This window comes from Rhodococcus sp. WB9 (assembly GCF_007558985.1).
Classification (GTDB): Bacteria; Actinomycetota; Actinomycetes; order Mycobacteriales; family Mycobacteriaceae; genus Rhodococcus_F; species Rhodococcus_F opacus.
Genome location: NZ_CP041769.1, coordinates 5,667,275 through 5,683,509 on the forward strand (window position 1 = coordinate 5,667,275; position 16,235 = coordinate 5,683,509).

The following is a 16,235-nucleotide window of genomic DNA, read 5'->3' on the forward strand; positions in this document are numbered from 1 at the left end:
CCAGCTACCACAAAGGCGCACGGGCGCTACGCGCCCTTGCCGTAGTCGACGCTCAGCCAGTGCTCCGGTCGCATGCGGATGACGATGGCGCTGTCGTCGTACGCCTGCTCGACGAAACTGTCGACCTCCTCGGCGGGGAGGTAGCGGGTGGCGAGTTCGCGGACGACGTCGGCGGTGGGTGATTCGTCGAACTCCACCGGACCTTCGACGCTGACGTACCGGTAGGGCGGCTTCTCGTCCTGGGCGACGAGGCTGAAGCGGCCGGCGGCGCGGATCAGCCGCTCCTTCAGCGACCCGCGACCGGTCCAGACGTACACGTGGCCGCCGGGTTCGTAGCCGTACCAGATGGGCACGGCGAGCGGTGCCCGTCCGTCGCGGTCGACGGCGATCACCCCCACGTGCACGTCGGCGAGGAACTTCTCGCGCTGTTCACTGGTCATCGACAACTGCGACATGTCAGTCTCCGCTCTGGTGTTCGGGTTTCGACGGTGGTGCGGGGTCGAGCAGCTGGGCGAGGTGTTGCGACGATCGGGTCGGGTCGAGTTGCCGCACCTGCATGTGGCAGCTGAATCCGTCGGTCAGCACGACTGCGTCTTCGGGACTGTCCCGCAGTGCGGGGGCGAGTGCCTGTTCCGCGACCTGCATGCTGAGGTCGTAGTGGTCAGCTTCGAACCCGAAGTTTCCTGCGACGCCGCAGCATCCGGAGGCTTCGCGTACACGCTCGACGCCGATCGCTTGCAGCGCCTTCCGCTGACCGGCCGCGCCGAACACGGCGTATTCGTGGCAGTGGGTCTGCACGGTGACGTCCTCGGGCAGCGCCGCGCTCGGGGTCCAGCCCGCCTGTGCGCGCTCGAGGACCGCGCCGGCGAAGCTCTGCACGCGGGCGGCGACGCGGCGGGCGGCGTCGGTGTGGACGAGTTCGGGCAGGTCCTTGCGGAACGCGGCGGCGCAGCTCGGTTCGAGGACGACGATCGGACGGTCGGTGCCGTCGTCGAGGAGTTCGGCCGCCTTGGTGAGCGTCTTTTTCGCTTGCTTCAGCTGTCCGGTGGAGATCCAGGTGAGCCCGCAGCACACGTCGCTGCGGCACTGCGAGCTGAGGCCCGCCTCGGCGAGTACCCGCGACGCGGCGCCGACCACCTCGGGGCGGAATCCTCGGGTGAACGTGTCGGCGAGCACCACGACGTCCGCGGTGCCGTTCCGCGACGTCTCCCCGACCTCGCGTCGAATCTGCTTGCGGGACGCGAACTCCGGCATCGAACGGTGCGGGGTGAGACCACCCAGCTTGGCCGCGACCTTCGCCAGCCGGCCCGCGGTGAGCCGATTCACCACGGGGGCGGAGCGTTCGGCGATCTTCAGCCACACCGGCAGCCAGCCGAGGGAGTAGTGCGACAGCGGACGCACCCGGCCGCGGTAGTGGTGGTCGAGGAATTCGGACTTGTACGTGGCCATGTCGACGCCCACCGGGCAGTCGGTGGAGCAGGCCTTGCAGGACAGGCAGAGGTCGAGGGATTCCTTGACGTCCTCGGAGCGCCATCCGTCGGCGACGGTCGGCGAGTTGCGGACCATCTCCTGCAGGGCGCGGGCCCGGCCGCGGGTGGAGTCCTTCTCGTCGCCGGTCGCGCGGAAGCTGGGGCACATCACCCCGCCCGTCGACGCGCGGCAGCGGCCCACCCCGATGCACCCCTCGACGGCGTGGACGAACGGTGCGACGGGGACGTCGCTGGTGGGGGTGAGGTCGAAGGTGGTCTGCCACGCCCGCGGGTTCACGCCGTCGAGGGCGAGGCTACCTAGCAGCGGTTCGGGGTCGACGATGCTGCCCGGATTCAGCACGGCGGTCGGATCCCAGAGCCGTTTGAACGTCGCAAACGCCGCCATCATGATGGGGGTGTACATGATCGGCAGCAGCGCCGACCGCGCGCGACCGTCGCCGTGCTCGCCCGACATCGATCCCCCGAACCGCACGCACAGTTCCGCGGCCCGGTGGATGAACCGCGACATCACGTCCCGACCCTCCTCGGTGCGCTGGTCGAAGTTGATGCGGATGTGCATACAGCCGGCGCCGAAGTGCCCGTACATCACACCGGTGAGACCGAATTCGGCGAGCAGGGCCTTGATGTCGACGAGGTAGTCCGCGAGCTGGTCGGGTGCGACGGCGGAATCCTCCCAGCCCGTCCAGGATTCGCCGCCCTCGACGAGCCGGGCCGACAGTCCGGCGCCGTCCTCGCGTACCCGCCACAGCGACGCGCGTTCCGCTGGGTCTCCGACCACCCGCGAGTCGACGAGCCGTCCGGCCGCCCGCAGCTTCGAGACCAGTTCGGCCCCGCGCAGTTTCACCTCGGCGAGGTCCTCGCCGTCGAGGTCGACGTACAGCCAGGCCTCGCCGTCGGGCAGCCCGACCACGGAGTCGGCGCCGCGGAGGTGCCGCATGGTGTCGACGATCGCCGAGTCGATGCCCTCGATCGCGGCGGGTGAGTATTCGAGGATCAGAGCGTTGTCCCGGGCGGCGTCCACTAGGTCGCGGTATCCGAGGCACAGCAGCATCGCCGCGGGCGGCACCGGAACCAGCGCGACGGTGGCGGCCACGATCACCGCGCACGTCCCCTCGCTCCCCACCAGGGCGCGGGCCACGTCGAAGCCGTTCTCGGGCAGCAGGTTCGCCAGATGAAATCCCGACACCTGACGCGGGATCCGGCCGAGTTCGAGCCGGAAGTCGCCGAGATGCTCCTGCGTCAGCGCGCCCAGTCCGGCGGCGATCCGCTCGGCCTCGCTCACCGCAGACGCGTCGTCCGGATCGGTGGCCCACAGCCCGTCGCGGGTGGCGGTCAGCCGGTGCCCGTCCGCCGTCACCAGGTCGAGCGCGACGACGTGATCGGACGTGCGGCCGTAGCGGACGGAGTGGTTGCCGCAGGCATCGTTGCCGATCGCGCCGCCGACGGTGGCACGGGACTTGCTGGACGGGTCGGGCGCGAACGTGAACGCGCCGTCCGTCGCCAGTTGCACCTGCTTCTGCAGATCGGTGAGGACGATGCCGGGTTCGACGACGGCCGTTCGGGCGGACGCGTCGACGGCCCGCACCCGATTCATGTGCCGGGAGAAGTCGAGCACCACTCCCCTGCCGATCGCGTTGCCTGCGAGTGACGTGCCGCCGCCGCGGCTGGTGATGGGAATGCCGCGGTCCGTGCAGGCCCGGACGATCGCCACCACGTCGCCGGCGCTGCGCGGAAACGCCACCGCCAGCGGCGGCACCCGGTAATTGGAGGCGTCGAAGGAGTATTCGGCGCGCCGCCGCGATCCGATGTCGAGGTCGATGCCCAGCCCGGCGAGCGCGGCGCGCAGGTCGGCCGCGGGACGTGTCAGCGCAGCCACGCGTCGAGGTGTCCCGTCTCGTCGGAGTCAGCTACCGGGATTCGCGTCAACGGGGCCATCGCTACATCGTCGAGCCGCTCCCGAAGATTGTCAACAATCCACTCGGTGAGCCGGGTACGGTTCGGAGGGGTGAGCGTCGTGCGAACGCCGTCACCCGCCCAGCGACTGTCGGCTGTGCGGGCCGGAGCCACGGCCTGGTACTCATCGCCCTGTACTTCCTCGCGGAGGTCGTGACCGCGCGCGCCTGGCCGCGGCCGTACGAGGTGCGGACCAATTCGGTCAGCAACCTGGGCGTCACGGGCTGCGACGGTTCCGCGGCCCAGGCCGCCGCGGTCCGGCTCTGCTCGCCGCTGCACGCGGTGATCAACAGCGCGTTCGTGCTGACGGGGGTGCTCATCCTCGTCGGGGTGGTGTGCCTGCGGGAATTCCTGCCACCGGGACGGCTCCGACACACCGCGCTGGCTCTGTTCGGTGTGGCCGCCGTCAGCGCCGCCCTGACGGGTTTCATCCCGATCAATGTGGACGCGCACCTGCACCAGATCGTCGCGACCCCGACCTTCGTCGCGCGCAACGCCGCCATGATCGTCGTCGCGATTGCACTTTACGAACGATGGCGCATCTTCGCGCTCTGGACCGGTGTCTGCTGCCTCGTCGGGGTCGTCGGAATGGCGGCGATCCTCCTCCCCGGCGAACCGTTCGGCATCACCGAACGCCTGGCCCTCTACCCGTTCACGGTGTGGGTCGCGACCGCCGGTGTCGCCGCGCTCCGCACCCGTGCGCCGTTCCGGTTGCCCTGACTACCAAAAAGGCGCACGGGGCGCCGAAGGCGCACCATGGAGTGATGTCCACAGCTCTCACGCATGCCGCCGCCACCCAGCAGTTCGCGGAGAACGGCCGCATCTCCATCGAACCCAATCACAAGCGCATCCGGGTGGTCTTCGCCGGTCAGTTGGTTGCCGACACCACCCGTTCGGTGTACCTGTTCGAGAAGGGGCACCTGCCCGTCTATTACATTCCCCGCGACGACGTGAACTTCGACCTCCTGGAGCCCGTCGACGCGACCACGACGTGCCCGTGGAAGGGCAAGGCCCGGTATTGGGATCTCGTCGTCGGCGACCGTCGCGCCGCACAGTCCGTGTGGGGCTACGACGTACAACTGGACGACTCCCTCGACCTCAGCCCTTACGTCGCGTTCTACTGGCACAGGATGGACGCCTGGTACGAGGAGGATCAGCAGGTGTTCGTCCACGCCCGCGACCCGTATGTCCGGGTCGACGTGCTGCCGTCGTCCCGGCACGTCGAGGTGTTCATCGGGGACACGCTCGTCGCCGACACCGTCCGCCCGCGGCTGCTGTTCGAGACGTCACTGCCGGTGCGCTACTACATTCCCCACATCGACGTGCGATCCGAATTCTTCACCGCCTCCGACACCCGGACGTCCTGCCCGTACAAGGGGACGGCGTCGTATCTGTCGTTCACCGGGGCCGACGGCTCCGACCCCGTCGAGGATGCCGCCTGGTTCTACCCGTTCACCACCGCGGAGGCGTCGGGCATCGACGACCACGTGTCGTTCTACCCCGACCGCGTGCGGATCGTCGTGGACGGCGCAGAGGTGGAGAACTGACGTCAGTCGCGAGGGGGCAGCGGCGGTAGTTCCAGATTGTCCCGGAACGTGTCGCCCACGTAGTCGTTGCCGACGATTCCGCGACGCCGCAGTTCGGGCAGCAACCCGTTGACGACGAAGTCCCGGGTCCGTTCCTCGGCGAGCCCGCCGAGGGAGATGACGTCGAGAACACCCGCGTCGTAGCGTTCCTGGACGGCGTCGGCGAGTTGCTCGGGTGTCCCCGCGACCGCCCAGTGGCCGGTGTCCTTGGACGCGATGATCAGCTCGCGCAGGGTCCGCCCGGACGCGGCGAGCCGGCTGAAGATTTCGACCCGGCCGCGGCGGCGATTCACCGACCGGACGTCGGGCAGGACGTCGGCCGGGATCGGCTTGTCGAGCGGCAGCCCGGACAGGTCGATGTCGCCACCGAGCATGTCCTCGAGCCTGATCCGGCCGGCGTCGAGATCGGTGGCCTCTTCCTGTTCCCGGACCAGCCGGCGCACTTTCTCCTCGGACGCGCCGTAGGTGGCGTGGAAGGAGCTCATGATCAGCGGCAGTCCGTCGGCGCGGCCCAGTTCGGTGGCCCGCGCCCGAATGCTCTTGGTGTAGGTGACGGCGTCCTCGAGGGTCGGCAGCGATGTGAACACGACCTCCGCGAATCGGGCCCCGAGTTCGACGCCGGCTGCGGATTGGCCGGCCTGGAACTGCACGGGACGGCGCTGCGGCAGCGGCGGGATGTTCAACGGTCCCTTCACCGTGAAGTACGTGCCCGCGTGGTCGATCGGCCGCACTCGATCGACCGCGAGCGCGGTTCCTCCGGCACCGTCGGACGTGAGTGCCCCGGGTTGCCAGCTGTCGAAGAGCGCGTTGATGACTTCGAGGGATTCCGTGGCGCGGGCGTAGCGCTCCTCGGGGCTCGGCAGGTCCCGGTCGCTGTAGTTCTCCTCGCCCAGTGAGGACGTGACGGCGTTCCAGGCGGCGCGACCGTTGCTGACGTGGTCGAGGGTGCCGAACAGCCGCGCGAGGTTGTAGGGGTGGTGAAACGTGGTGGTCACCGTCGCGATCAGCCCGACGTGTGAGGTCACGGCGCTGAGCGCCGACAGGAAGATCAGCGGTTCCTGCGCGCCGATCGCGCCCTGCGCTCCGAAACCCAGGAGGTCGGCGGCGAACAGCGCGTCGAACTTGTTCGCCTCGGCGATCTTCGCGATCTCGATCGACGACGCGACGGTCGACTGCTGCGGATCGATGGCGGCGGCATAGGTGCTCACGGCGCCGCTGACTCCCGTGACCGTCTTCAGCGGCCGGCGACGTGGGGTGCTCATCGTCGATAGCCTAGATGGTTGATTCCTTGAAGGCGTGTCGCTGCGTGGGTGGTAGGCGGAGGGTTTCCAAGATCAAAGCGTGACCAAAGAACTGGAAACCCTCCTGACCGAACTCTATGTCCTCATCGATGATCATGTCGTCGAACCCCGCTCCGGGCGGGGCCGACGCCCCGAGCTCTCCGACGCCGAACTGCTGACCCTGGCGGTCGCGCAGATGCTGCTCGGATTCCACTGCGAGCGCCGGTGGATCCGGCACGCCCACCACGACACCGAGTTGCGCGCGATGTTCCCCTACCTTCCCGGCCAGTCGGGCTACCACAGACGCGTCAGAGCATCGAGAGGACTGCTGTGCAAGGCAATTCGGCTCCTCGCCGAGGCTACCCCGTCATGGTTCGACGACCTGTGGATCACCGACGCCACCCCGGTGCCGTGCGGGATGTCCCGGGAGACGGTGAAACGGTCGGATCTGGCCGGGCATGCCGGGTACGGCTACTGCGCGTCCCACTCGCGGTACTACTGGGGCCTGAAGCTGTACCTGGTCTGCGCCGGGGACGGGATGCCCATCATGTGGTGCCTGGCGCACCCGAAGATCGGCGAACGCGACGTCGTCGCGGCACTGCTGGACCGCAATCACCACCTGATCCGTTCCGGACAGGTGCTGCTCGCCGACAAGGGCTTCTCGGGCAAAGAGTTTGCCGCCACCACCGCGGCGATGGGCCTGCGGCTGCTGCGGCCGGACCGCAAGGACGAAACCTACAAGAACGGCAATCTCGGCGGGGTGCGGCAGTGGATCGAATCGGTCAATCACACGTTGAAAGGGCAGCTTGGCCTGGAAGAACACGGTGGCCGCACCACCCACGGGGTGTTCACCCGCGTCGCCCAACGCCTGCTGGCGATGGCCGCCGGCATCTGGCACAACTGGAACACCGGCACCCCCGCGAAACGATCACTGATCGCCTACGACCACTGACTCCGTCCAAGGAATCAACCATCTAGGAACGAGCGCCCGGTCCGCCCAGCGTTTCGATCAGGCGGATTCTGACCGCCTGCGGGACGTTCCGGTTACCGTCGGGGTGTGCTGTTCTCGCAGATCGTCGCGACGTCCCGGGACGTGGGGGCCACGCGGTCGCGCAAGGTGAAGGTCGCGGCGCTGCGCGAGGTCCTCACCCAACTGGAGCCGGCCGAGGTGGAACCGGTGGTGGCGTGGCTGTCCGGGGAGCTTCGGCAGGGCCGGATCGGGATCGGCTGGCGGACACTCGCCGACATTCCCGCCACCCCGGCCGACGTCCCGTCCGTGACGGTGTCGGACCTCGACGGGACCGTCACCGCCGTCGCCGGGATCTCCGGTTCCGGATCCGCCGCCCGCCGCCGCGAACTGCTCGCGGACCTCTTCGCCCGCACCACCGTCGACGAGCGGGACTTCCTGCTGCGGCTGCTCACCGGCGACCTGCGCCAGGGCGCGCTCGAGGGAGTGATGACCGACGCGATCGCGGCGGCCGCCGACCTTCCCGTCGAACCGGTGCGCCGGGCGTTCATGCTGTCGGGACGCCTTCCCGCGACGGCGGTCGCGGCGTTCGACGGCGGCGTCGACGCCCTCACCGCGTTCCGGCTGGAGGTGGGCCGACCGGTCCGGCCCATGCTCGCCTCCCCCGCCGAATCACTCACCGACGCGTGGACCGAACTCGGCGGCGACGTCAGCGTCGAATACAAACTCGACGGTGCGCGGATCCAGGTGCACCGCAACGGCGACGACGTGCACATCTTCACCCGCACCCTGCGCGAGATCACCGGCAGCGTGCCGGAACTCGTCGAACTCGTCGCCGGTCTGCCGTGCACGTCGGCGGTGTTCGACGGGGAGACGCTGGCGCTCACCGACAGCGGCCGGCCCCGACCGTTCCAGGAGACGATGAGCCGCTTCGGCGCCGAGTCCGCCCGCGACCTGCTGCTGCACCCCTACTTCTTCGACTGCCTGCACCTCGACGGCGTCGACCTTCTGGACGCACCGTTGGAGGAGCGGCTGGACGCCCTGGAACGCGTTGCCCCGCAACACCGCATCCCTGGGCTGATCCGGCCCGACAGCGACGGCGCCGCCACCCATTTCGACGACGCCCTTGCCGCCGGCCACGAAGGTGTGATGGTCAAATCGCTCGCCGCGCCGTATGCGGCGGGACGACGCGGCCGCGCCTGGCAGAAGGTGAAACCGGAGCACACACTCGATTTGGTGGTGCTCGGCGCCGAATGGGGTTACGGGCGGCGCACCGGCTACCTGTCCAACCTGCACCTCGGTGCGCGCGACCCGGACGGCGGCGAACCGATCATGGTGGGCAAGACGTTCAAGGGCCTCACCGACGCGCTACTGCAGTGGCAGACGGACGAATTCCCGCGCCACGAACGCAGCCGCGACGATCACACCGTATATCTGCATCCCGACCTCGTCGTGGAGATCGAACTCGACGGCGTCCAGGTCAGCCCGCGCTATCCCGGCGGACTCGCGCTGCGATTCGCGCGGGTCCTGCGCTACCGCCCCGACAAGACCGCCGCCGACGCCGACACCATCGACGCCGTGCGGGCCCTGCTGCCGGGCTGACGGGCGCTCGCTCGACCTGCGTGGCGGGCGTGTGCGCGGTAACCTCCCCGGCACAGATAAGGACGCCGTGCTGTGAGGGGGTCGACTGGTGAACTTCGTTTTCCGTTTCGTGCCGTCCCCCGTCGAGCGCACCGTCCGGAAAGTGGCCACTGCAGCCGAGGGACCGGTCCGCGTCGCCGTGTGCGCCGTGACCGTGCCGATCGAGGTCGCGAAGACGTCGTTCCACATCCTCCGGCTCACCGAGGAACTGCTCGAGGAGGTCGTGTTCCTGCTGCGGACGATGCGGCCGGTGGTCGAGGCGGTGAGCACCACCCAGCAGTCCGACAATTTCGACACGGTGTTCCGGACGCTCGAACAGATCCAGCAGTCGGCCGACGCGATTGCCCGCACCCCGATCGGGGTCGTCCGGAGCGTGTTCGCGCCGGCCCGACCGTCGCCCGAGCAGGTCGACTATCACCCCACGATCATCGACGCCGAGCCACCGAAGCCGTCCGGTGTGGCGGTCCGGATCGCGTCCGTCACGGTGACGGCGCCGAGCATCACGTTCGGCAGGCCGAATCGCTGACCCGGGCTATCGTCCGGGAAAGAAGTCGGCGCTCTGCACGTATTCCATTGCGGCGGTGAACGTCGGGTCGCCCATGCGCCTCGTCATCTCGGCCTCGTCGACGTCCTCGATGTGGGTCTGGACCCACCAGAGGTTGCCGAACGGGTCGCGGACGCGTCCCACGAGGTCGCCCCAGAACAGGTGCGTCGCCTTCGTCACCAGCGTGCCCGCCGGCGGCGACGGCCTGCGCGAGCACCGCCTCCGCGTCGTCGACGTACAGGCGGAGGAACCCGGGCGTCGGCGGCCAGTCGGGTCGCGCGTCGAACATCATCACGACAGCGTTCCCGATCCTCACCTCGGCGTGCCCCATGGTGCCGTCCTCGCTCACCATCCGTCCGAGTTCCTCGCCGTCGAACGCCGCCTTCACATAGTCGATGAGTGCAGCGGTGTCGCGGGAGATGATCCACGGCGTGACGGTGGTGTAGCCCTCGGGAATCGGATCGACGGTCATGCGGTCCTCCTGCGTCGGCGGATCGGTTTCTCTCACCGTAGAACCGATAGCGGTCAGCTGTGGTCCGCATTTGATCGCCCGGATACGCTCGTAGCGTGTCCGAACACATCCTCGTCACCGGTGGATCCCGCGGCATCGGCGCAGCGGTGGTGCGCCTCGCCGTCCATCGCGGCTATCAGGTGACGTTCACGTTCCAGAACGACGACGAGGCCGCGGAGCAACTCGTCCATCACTGCGGTGTCCGCGCCACCGCCGTGCGGGCGGACGTCCGCGACGCTGATGAGGCCGTCGCCGTCGTCGATGCGGCCGACCAACGCGGTCAGCTGGTCGCGCTGGTCAACAATGCGGGGACCACCGGCCCACTCGGCACGTTCCTCACCACCCCGGACGAGGTGGTGCGGGAGGTGTTCGACGTCAACGTGTTCGGGGCGATGAACTACGCCCGCGCGGCCGCCGAGCACTGGATCCGGCAGGGACGCCCCGGCGTCATCGTCAATCTCAGTTCGATCGCGGCCCGCACCGGCGCACCGGGCGAATACGTCGGGTACGCGGCCTCCACGGCGGCCATCGACAGTGTCACGGTGGGACTCGGGCGGGAACTGGCGAGCGCGAACATCCGCGTCGTCGGTATCGCTCCCGGTACGACGGACACCGACATCCACGCCGCGGCCGGCGATCCGGAACGACCCGGGCGAGTGGCCGGGAAGGTGCCACTCGGCCGGGTCGCGGAGCCCGAGGAGATCGCCGAAGCGGTGTTGTGGGCGCTGTCCCATCAGGCGTCCTATGTCACCGCCACGACCATCGACGTCGCCGGGGGTCTGTGACGCTAGCGCCCTCGCGAGCCGACCCTCGGGACGAGCATCGGCACCCGCGAGCGGTAGGTGCGGTAGTCGTCGCCGAACGTGTCGACCAGGTCGTGCTCCTCGAAGCGCACCGCCACCAGGATGAATCCGGTAGTCCCGACGGCGAACAGCAGTCGGCCCCAGGTCATCGTCGGCGCCACCCAGAACGCGATGATGAAGCCGGCATACAGCGGGTGCCGAATCACCCGGTACAACACAGGGGTCCGAAAGTGGCTGGGCAGGGCCGACTTTCCGCTCTGATTCCGCAGCACCTGGCGCAGCCCGAACAGGTCGAAGTGGTCGATGGCGAACGTCGCCGCCAGCACGAGTGCCCACCCGCCGAGCGACACGACGTAGATCACGACGCGGACCCAGTCGGTCTCCACGTCCCAGATCTGGTCGGGCAGCGGACGCCACTGCCACATCAGCAGCGCCAGCGCGGCCGTGGCGAACAGTACGTATGTCGAGCGCTCCATCGGTTGGGGGACGATCCTGGTCCAGCGTTTCTTGAACCAGGGCCTGGCCATCACCGAATGCTGCATGGCGAAGATCGTCAGCAGCACCACGTCGATGACCACGGCGACGGCGACAGGGGCGTCGGGACCATCGTTGATCGTGTGGGGCACCACGAGCCCCTCGACCCATCCGATCGCGTACAGGAACACGATCAGGAACGTCGCGTAGACGACCATTCCGTACACGGTGATCAGTGTTCGGGCAACACCACCTGTGCGGTGCGCCTGGGGTGATTCGACCATCTCGGCCATGCTGTTCTCTCCGATCGCTGGGATTCCCCCGACGCTCCGAAGTCTCCGATCGGGCGCGGTGCGGAACAAGGAACCCTGGGGTGGGAGTGACCGCACCCCGCGACCGTGTCGGATCGGTTGACTACTCTGTGGCCATGCTTCCCGGGGACTTGCGCGACATCGACGTGGCGTCGATCAAGGCGGTCCTCGGCACCACCACCTACACCCGCGGCGAGCAGTACGCCCGCGACCACGCGGTCATCCAGATGGCGTGGGATCCGGCGGCCAAGGAGCTGTGGGGTGAGGTGGCGGGCACGGCGAGGGAGCCGTACTCCACGTCGGCGTTCATCGTCTCCAGCAGCGGCCGCACCGTGTACCGGTACGGGATCTGCACGTGTCCGGTCGGCATGAACTGCAAGCACGTCGCCGCCCTGCTGCTCACCGCGATGAAACAGGCGAGGTCCCAGGCGCAGGCGGCGGTCGCGCCCACCTGGGAACGCTCGCTCGGTTCCCTGCTCACCGCCGATCCCTTCGGCGACTCCGGCAGGCGGTCGCCGCTCGCCATCCAGTTCCGGGTCCAGGCGTCGGCCGCCGACGCGGCACCCCAGTTGCTGGTGCGGCCCGTCCAACCGGGCAGCAAGGGCTGGATCGTCGGCGGGTTGGCGTGGAACAAGCTGGGCAGCCAGTTCCAGCATCCCGCCGAGCAGATCCGGGTGCTGCACGAGATCCATCTGCTGTCCGTCGGGGGTCTGACCTACCGCCGCCAGAACCACACCGATCTCGACCTCGGCGTCTTCCCCAGCCGCCAGCTGTGGTCGCTGATCGACGAGGCGACCCGGGTCGGTGTGGAGCTCATCCACTCCTCCAAGCGTCTGGGCGCACTCACCCCTTACCGCTCGGCCGAGGTCTGCCTCGACGCCACCCGCGACGACGCCACCGGCGCTCTCGTTGTACGGCCGGTGGTCCGCGTCGACGGCGAACCCGTCGACGCAGTGACCGTCGGCTTCATCGGAGTCCGGGCCCACGGCCTGTTCTACGTCGACGCGGACGAGCGCATTCACCTCGCGCGCCTCGACTCCGTCGTGCCCGGCCCCTTGCAGGATCTGATGCGCCGCCGCACGCCCATCGAGGTGCCCGCCGCCGAAGAGTCCCGTTTCCTGACGGACTTCCTGCCGAAGCTGCGCAACCTGGCCACCGTGATCTCCTCCGACGGCTCGTTCGTCCCACCCGCGATCTCCGAGCCCACCCTCGTGATGCGGGCGTCGTATCACCCCGACCACGAGGTCGCCGTCGACTGGGAATGGCTGTACACCGTCGGGGACGACGAGCACCGTGCGCCGCTGGCGGCCCGGACCCCCGGCGACGAGTACCGGGACGATGTCCGCGAACGCGCACTGCTCGACGAACTCGACATAGCCTGGGACAGATACGGGTTGGGGTCGGCCGGTCCCGAAGCGACGGCGTTGCGCGGACTCGACACGATGCGGTTCACCACCGAGGTCCTGCCCCTGCTCCACGGCAAGTCCGACGTGTCGATCGACGTTTCGGGCGAACCGGCCAACTACCGGGAGGCCGGCGATTCCCTGGCCATCGGGGTGTCGGTCACCGCATCCGAGGGCGGCACCGACTGGTTCGACCTCGGCGTCACCCTCACGGTGGAGGGCCGGGACGTACCGTTCGACCAGGTCTTCTCGGCGCTGGCCGCGGGGAAGACCGAGTTGCTGCTGCCCGACGGCGCCTACTTCTCCCTCGACAAGCCCGAACTCCACACGCTGCGGAAGCTGATCGACGAGGCGCGGGCCCTCCGCGACCGCGCGGACGGGACGTTGCGGCTGAGCCGTTTCCAGGCGAGCCTGTGGGACGAGTTCGCCGCGCTCGGCACCGTCGAACGTCAGGCGACGCAGTGGCGGCAGCAGGTGGACGGCCTGATGTCGCCGACCACCATCGGGCCCGCCGAAGCCCCGAGCACGCTCGACGCACAGTTGCGCCCCTATCAGCTGGAGGGGTTCCGCTGGCTGGCGTTCCTCTGGGAGCACGGGCTCGGCGGCATCCTCGCCGACGACATGGGGCTCGGCAAGACGCTACAGGCGCTGGCCCTGATATGCCATGCGCGGCAGTCAAATCCGGCCGCGCCGCCGTTCCTGATCGTGGCCCCCACCAGTGTTGTGTCGAACTGGGAGTCCGAATCGGCGCGCTTCGCCCCGGACGCGAACGTCGTCGCGATCGCCGACACCGTGAAACGCCGCAAGGTTCCGCTGGACGAGCTGGTACAGGGTGCAGACATCGTCGTCACGTCGTACACCCTGTTCCGCTTGGAGTTCGAGGCCTATGCGGAGTCCGCGTGGTCGGGGTTGATCCTCGACGAGGCGCAGTTCACCAAGAACCATCAGTCCAAGATCTATCAGTGCGTCCGCCGGCTCGAGACTCCGTTCAAGCTGGCGATCACCGGCACGCCGATGGAGAACAACCTGATGGAGCTGTGGTCGCTGCTGTCGATCACCGCCCCGGGACTGTTCCCGAATCCGGCCCGGTTCACCGACTACTACCGCAAGCCGATCGAGAAGCAGGGCGACACCGAGCTGCTGGCGCAGCTGCGCCGCCGGGTGAAGCCGCTGATGCTGCGCCGCACCAAAGAGCAAGTGGTGAAGGATCTTCCGGCCAAGCAGGAGCAGGTGCTCGACGTCGAACTGCACCCGCGGCACCGCAAGGTCTACGACACTCACCTACAGCGTGAGCGGCAGAAGATCCTCGGCCTGCTCGCCGACGTCGACAAGAACCGCTTCACGATCCTGCAGTCGCTGACCCTGCTGCGGCAGATGAGTCTCGACGCCGGGCTGGTCGACGACGAGTACCACGACGTCCCGTCCGCGAAGGTGGACGCCCTGCTCGAGCAGCTCGCGGACGTCGTCGCGGGCGGTCACCGGGCGCTGGTGTTCAGCCAGTTCACCGGATTTCTCGGCAAGATCCGGGACCGGCTCGCGGACGCCGGGATCGCGCACAGCTACCTCGACGGCAGCACCCGGCGTCGCGGGGACGTGCTCCGCGAGTTCAAGGAGGGCGCCGCCCCGGTGTTCCTGATCAGCCTGAAGGCCGGCGGCTTCGGGTTGAACCTCACGGAGGCCGATTACTGCTTCATCCTCGACCCGTGGTGGAATCCGGCGACGGAGGCGCAGGCCGTGGACCGGGCGCATCGCATCGGGCAGACGCGGAACGTGATGGTCTATCGGCTGATCGCGAAGGACACGATCGAAGACAAGGTGATGGCGCTGAAGGCGAAGAAGTCGGCGCTGTTCGCGAGCGTGATGGACGCCGATACCTTGCTGAGCTCCAGCCTCGACGCCGACGACATCAGGGGGTTGTTCGAATGATCGCAGTGAGGAGTTCGCGTTGAGCCGCAACAGTCAACAGAACCGCGCCGCACGAAAGCGCAAGAAGCAGCAACGCGGCAATGCCCGGGAACTTCGTGGGGTCCGTCACGACATCGAGGCCGAATCGCTGGTGTTTGCCGGAGTGGAGTTCGCTTACGGGCCCGCGGCGAATACCGGGTCACTTCAGCGGACGGTCCGTCAGCTGGCAGATCTCGAGGGTTCCGGTTTTGTGGACGCTCTTCCGGACTGGGTCTCGCAGATACTCGACGGGTCGATGGACCACGTATTCGACACGGGGTGGCAGCCGACGGAGTTCGTTCACGCGGTGCGCCGGGAATTCGGTACGCGCGCCGCTCGACTGACGGTAGCCGTGATCGGCGCGCACGCGGGTCGCACCTCCGCGCACAAGATCGCACCCGCGCCGTGGCGGGAGCAACTCGCCGAGTTGAACATCACCGCAGACAGCGCACCCGCCCGCGGCTGGTTGTCCGCCTGGCGTGCCACGGAGAACGCCGACCCCGCCGACATGTGGACGGCGATCCTGTCGTTCCTCGGCTACGTCAATTATCTGATTCCTATGAAGCCGCTGCTCGCGACCCCGGCGAACTGGAGCGCGGGCACGGCCTCCTCACCCTCCGCAACACACGGACCCGAACCCAAGATTCTGGCCCGCATCCGCGGCTTGCTCGCCAAGGCCGAAGCGACTCCCTACGCAGAGGAGGCAGAAATCCTCTCGGCGAAGGCGCAGGATCTGATGACTCGCTACGCCATCGACAGTGCCGTCGTCGACGCCGCCGCACACACCTCGCTGCGCGATCAGGTCGTCACCCGTCGATTGCTCGTCGACAATCCGTATCCCGAAGCGAAGGTTCAGTTGCTGCACTGCGTGGCAGAGTCCAACAGTGTCCGTGTCCTCTGGCATCAGCGGTTCGGCCTCGTCAGCATGGTCGGGATGCCGATCGACCTGGACCTGTGCGAAATGCTGTTCACTTCGCTGCTCGTTCAGGCTTCTCACGCGTTGAGTGAGGCAGGCGGCGACCGGGTGAAGCGCTCACCCAGCTTCCGCCGATCGTTTCTGCTCGCGTTCGCCTCGAGGATCGGGGAACGGCTGGCGATCGCCCGGGAACAAGCCGGTCGCGACGCATCCAGTCAGTACGGCAAGGAGTTGGTGCCGATCATGACCGAACGCACCGAGGCTGTGGGTTCGGTATTCGAGAAACAGTTCCCGTCCGTCGTCACGACGTCGCATTCAGTGACCAATGCACACGGTTGGCAGGCGGGTCGGGTGGCCGCCGAGTTGGCAGATCTCAGCGGTGGGAGAGAACGAATCGCTGAATGAGTCAGGG

At 68.2% G+C, this 16,235-nt stretch carries 13 protein-coding genes; 8 read left to right on the forward strand and 5 right to left on the reverse strand.

All coding sequences use genetic code 11. The features are described from left to right. Positions 1-26 precede the first annotated feature (26 nt). Both FND50_RS26510 and FND50_RS26515 read right to left on the reverse strand, forming a co-directional pair. Positions 27-455 (reverse strand): pyridoxamine 5'-phosphate oxidase family protein, encoded by a 429-nt coding sequence (locus FND50_RS26510; RefSeq protein WP_005254105.1) that lies wholly within the window; start codon positions 453-455, stop codon positions 27-29. Between the two features lies 1 nt (position 456). Continuing rightward, the gene (locus FND50_RS26515; protein WP_144287661.1) at positions 457-3,366 is read right to left on the reverse strand and encodes an FAD-binding and (Fe-S)-binding domain-containing protein; all 2,910 of its coding nucleotides are present in this window, start codon (positions 3,364-3,366) and stop codon (positions 457-459) included. Here FND50_RS26515 and FND50_RS26520 point away from each other — a divergent pair. Both FND50_RS26520 and FND50_RS26525 read left to right on the forward strand, forming a co-directional pair. Further along, complete coding sequence (locus FND50_RS26520; protein ID WP_260850721.1) at positions 3,351-4,163, forward strand: DUF998 domain-containing protein; 813 nt, start codon at positions 3,351-3,353, stop codon at positions 4,161-4,163. The genes FND50_RS26515 and FND50_RS26520 overlap by 16 nt on opposite strands. Positions 4,164-4,207: 44 nt before the next feature. Then, positions 4,208-4,990 carry a DUF427 domain-containing protein gene (locus FND50_RS26525; RefSeq protein WP_144287662.1) on the forward strand — a complete coding sequence of 261 codons (783 nt, stop codon included), beginning with the start codon at positions 4,208-4,210 and terminating at the stop codon, positions 4,988-4,990. Positions 4,991-4,992: 2 nt separating this feature from the next. On the opposite strand, the gene FND50_RS26530 is transcribed toward FND50_RS26525, so the two are convergent. Beyond that, positions 4,993-6,291, reverse strand: a complete 1,299-nt coding sequence (locus tag FND50_RS26530; RefSeq protein WP_144287663.1) for an NtaA/DmoA family FMN-dependent monooxygenase — start codon at positions 6,289-6,291, stop codon at positions 4,993-4,995. Between the two features lie 79 nt (positions 6,292-6,370). Here FND50_RS26530 and FND50_RS26535 point away from each other — a divergent pair, with 79 nt between their 5' ends. From FND50_RS26535 to FND50_RS26545, 3 genes are all read left to right on the forward strand, one after another. Then, positions 6,371-7,261 carry an IS982 family transposase gene (locus FND50_RS26535; RefSeq protein WP_144287664.1) on the forward strand — a complete coding sequence of 297 codons (891 nt, stop codon included), beginning with the start codon at positions 6,371-6,373 and terminating at the stop codon, positions 7,259-7,261. Positions 7,262-7,366: 105 nt separating this feature from the next. Continuing rightward, the gene (locus FND50_RS26540; protein ID WP_144287665.1) at positions 7,367-8,878 is read left to right on the forward strand and encodes an ATP-dependent DNA ligase; all 1,512 of its coding nucleotides are present in this window, start codon (positions 7,367-7,369) and stop codon (positions 8,876-8,878) included. An 88-nt stretch (positions 8,879-8,966) separates the two neighbouring features. Further along, positions 8,967-9,443, forward strand: coding sequence for a hypothetical protein (locus FND50_RS26545; protein ID WP_144287666.1), 477 nt, complete (start codon positions 8,967-8,969; stop codon positions 9,441-9,443). A gap of 6 nt (positions 9,444-9,449) precedes the next feature. Here the strand turns inward: FND50_RS26545 and FND50_RS37140 are convergent, their stop codons facing one another. Further along, entirely contained in the window at positions 9,450-9,641 is a 192-nt protein-coding gene (locus tag FND50_RS37140) for a hypothetical protein (RefSeq protein WP_260850723.1), read from the reverse strand. Positions 9,642-10,028: 387 nt separating this feature from the next. Here FND50_RS37140 and FND50_RS26555 point away from each other — a divergent pair, with 387 nt between their 5' ends. Next, positions 10,029-10,757 (forward strand): SDR family NAD(P)-dependent oxidoreductase, encoded by a 729-nt coding sequence (locus FND50_RS26555; protein ID WP_144287667.1) that lies wholly within the window; start codon positions 10,029-10,031, stop codon positions 10,755-10,757. 2 nt (positions 10,758-10,759) lie between these two features. Here the strand turns inward: FND50_RS26555 and mddA are convergent, their stop codons facing one another. After that, positions 10,760-11,542 (reverse strand): methanethiol S-methyltransferase, encoded by a 783-nt coding sequence (mddA, locus tag FND50_RS26560; protein WP_144287668.1) that lies wholly within the window; start codon positions 11,540-11,542, stop codon positions 10,760-10,762. A gap of 134 nt (positions 11,543-11,676) precedes the next feature. Between mddA and FND50_RS26565 the strand changes: the two genes are divergently transcribed. Together FND50_RS26565 and FND50_RS26570 are read left to right on the forward strand one after the other, a co-directional pair. After that, complete coding sequence (locus FND50_RS26565) at positions 11,677-14,889, forward strand: DEAD/DEAH box helicase (RefSeq protein WP_144287669.1); 3,213 nt, start codon at positions 11,677-11,679, stop codon at positions 14,887-14,889. Between the two features lie 19 nt (positions 14,890-14,908). Further along, on the forward strand, positions 14,909-16,228 hold the full coding sequence (locus FND50_RS26570; protein WP_144287670.1) for a DUF2786 domain-containing protein: 1,320 nt from the start codon (positions 14,909-14,911) through the stop codon (positions 16,226-16,228). Positions 16,229-16,235: the final 7 nt, after the last annotated feature.

What these genes read in the sequence shown, in the direction of transcription:
- FND50_RS26530 (WP_144287663.1), bottom strand. Translation starts at nt 6,291, where the DNA reads ATGAGCACCCCACGTCGCCGGCCGCTGAAGACGGTCACGGGAGTCAGC.
- mddA (WP_144287668.1), bottom strand. Translation starts at nt 11,542, where the DNA reads ATGGCCGAGATGGTCGAATCACCCCAGGCGCACCGCACAGGTGGTGTT.
- FND50_RS26565 (WP_144287669.1), top strand. Translation starts at nt 11,677, where the DNA reads ATGCTTCCCGGGGACTTGCGCGACATCGACGTGGCGTCGATCAAGGCG.
- FND50_RS26525 (WP_144287662.1), top strand. Translation starts at nt 4,208, where the DNA reads ATGTCCACAGCTCTCACGCATGCCGCCGCCACCCAGCAGTTCGCGGAG.
- FND50_RS26510 (WP_005254105.1), bottom strand. Translation starts at nt 455, where the DNA reads ATGTCGCAGTTGTCGATGACCAGTGAACAGCGCGAGAAGTTCCTCGCC.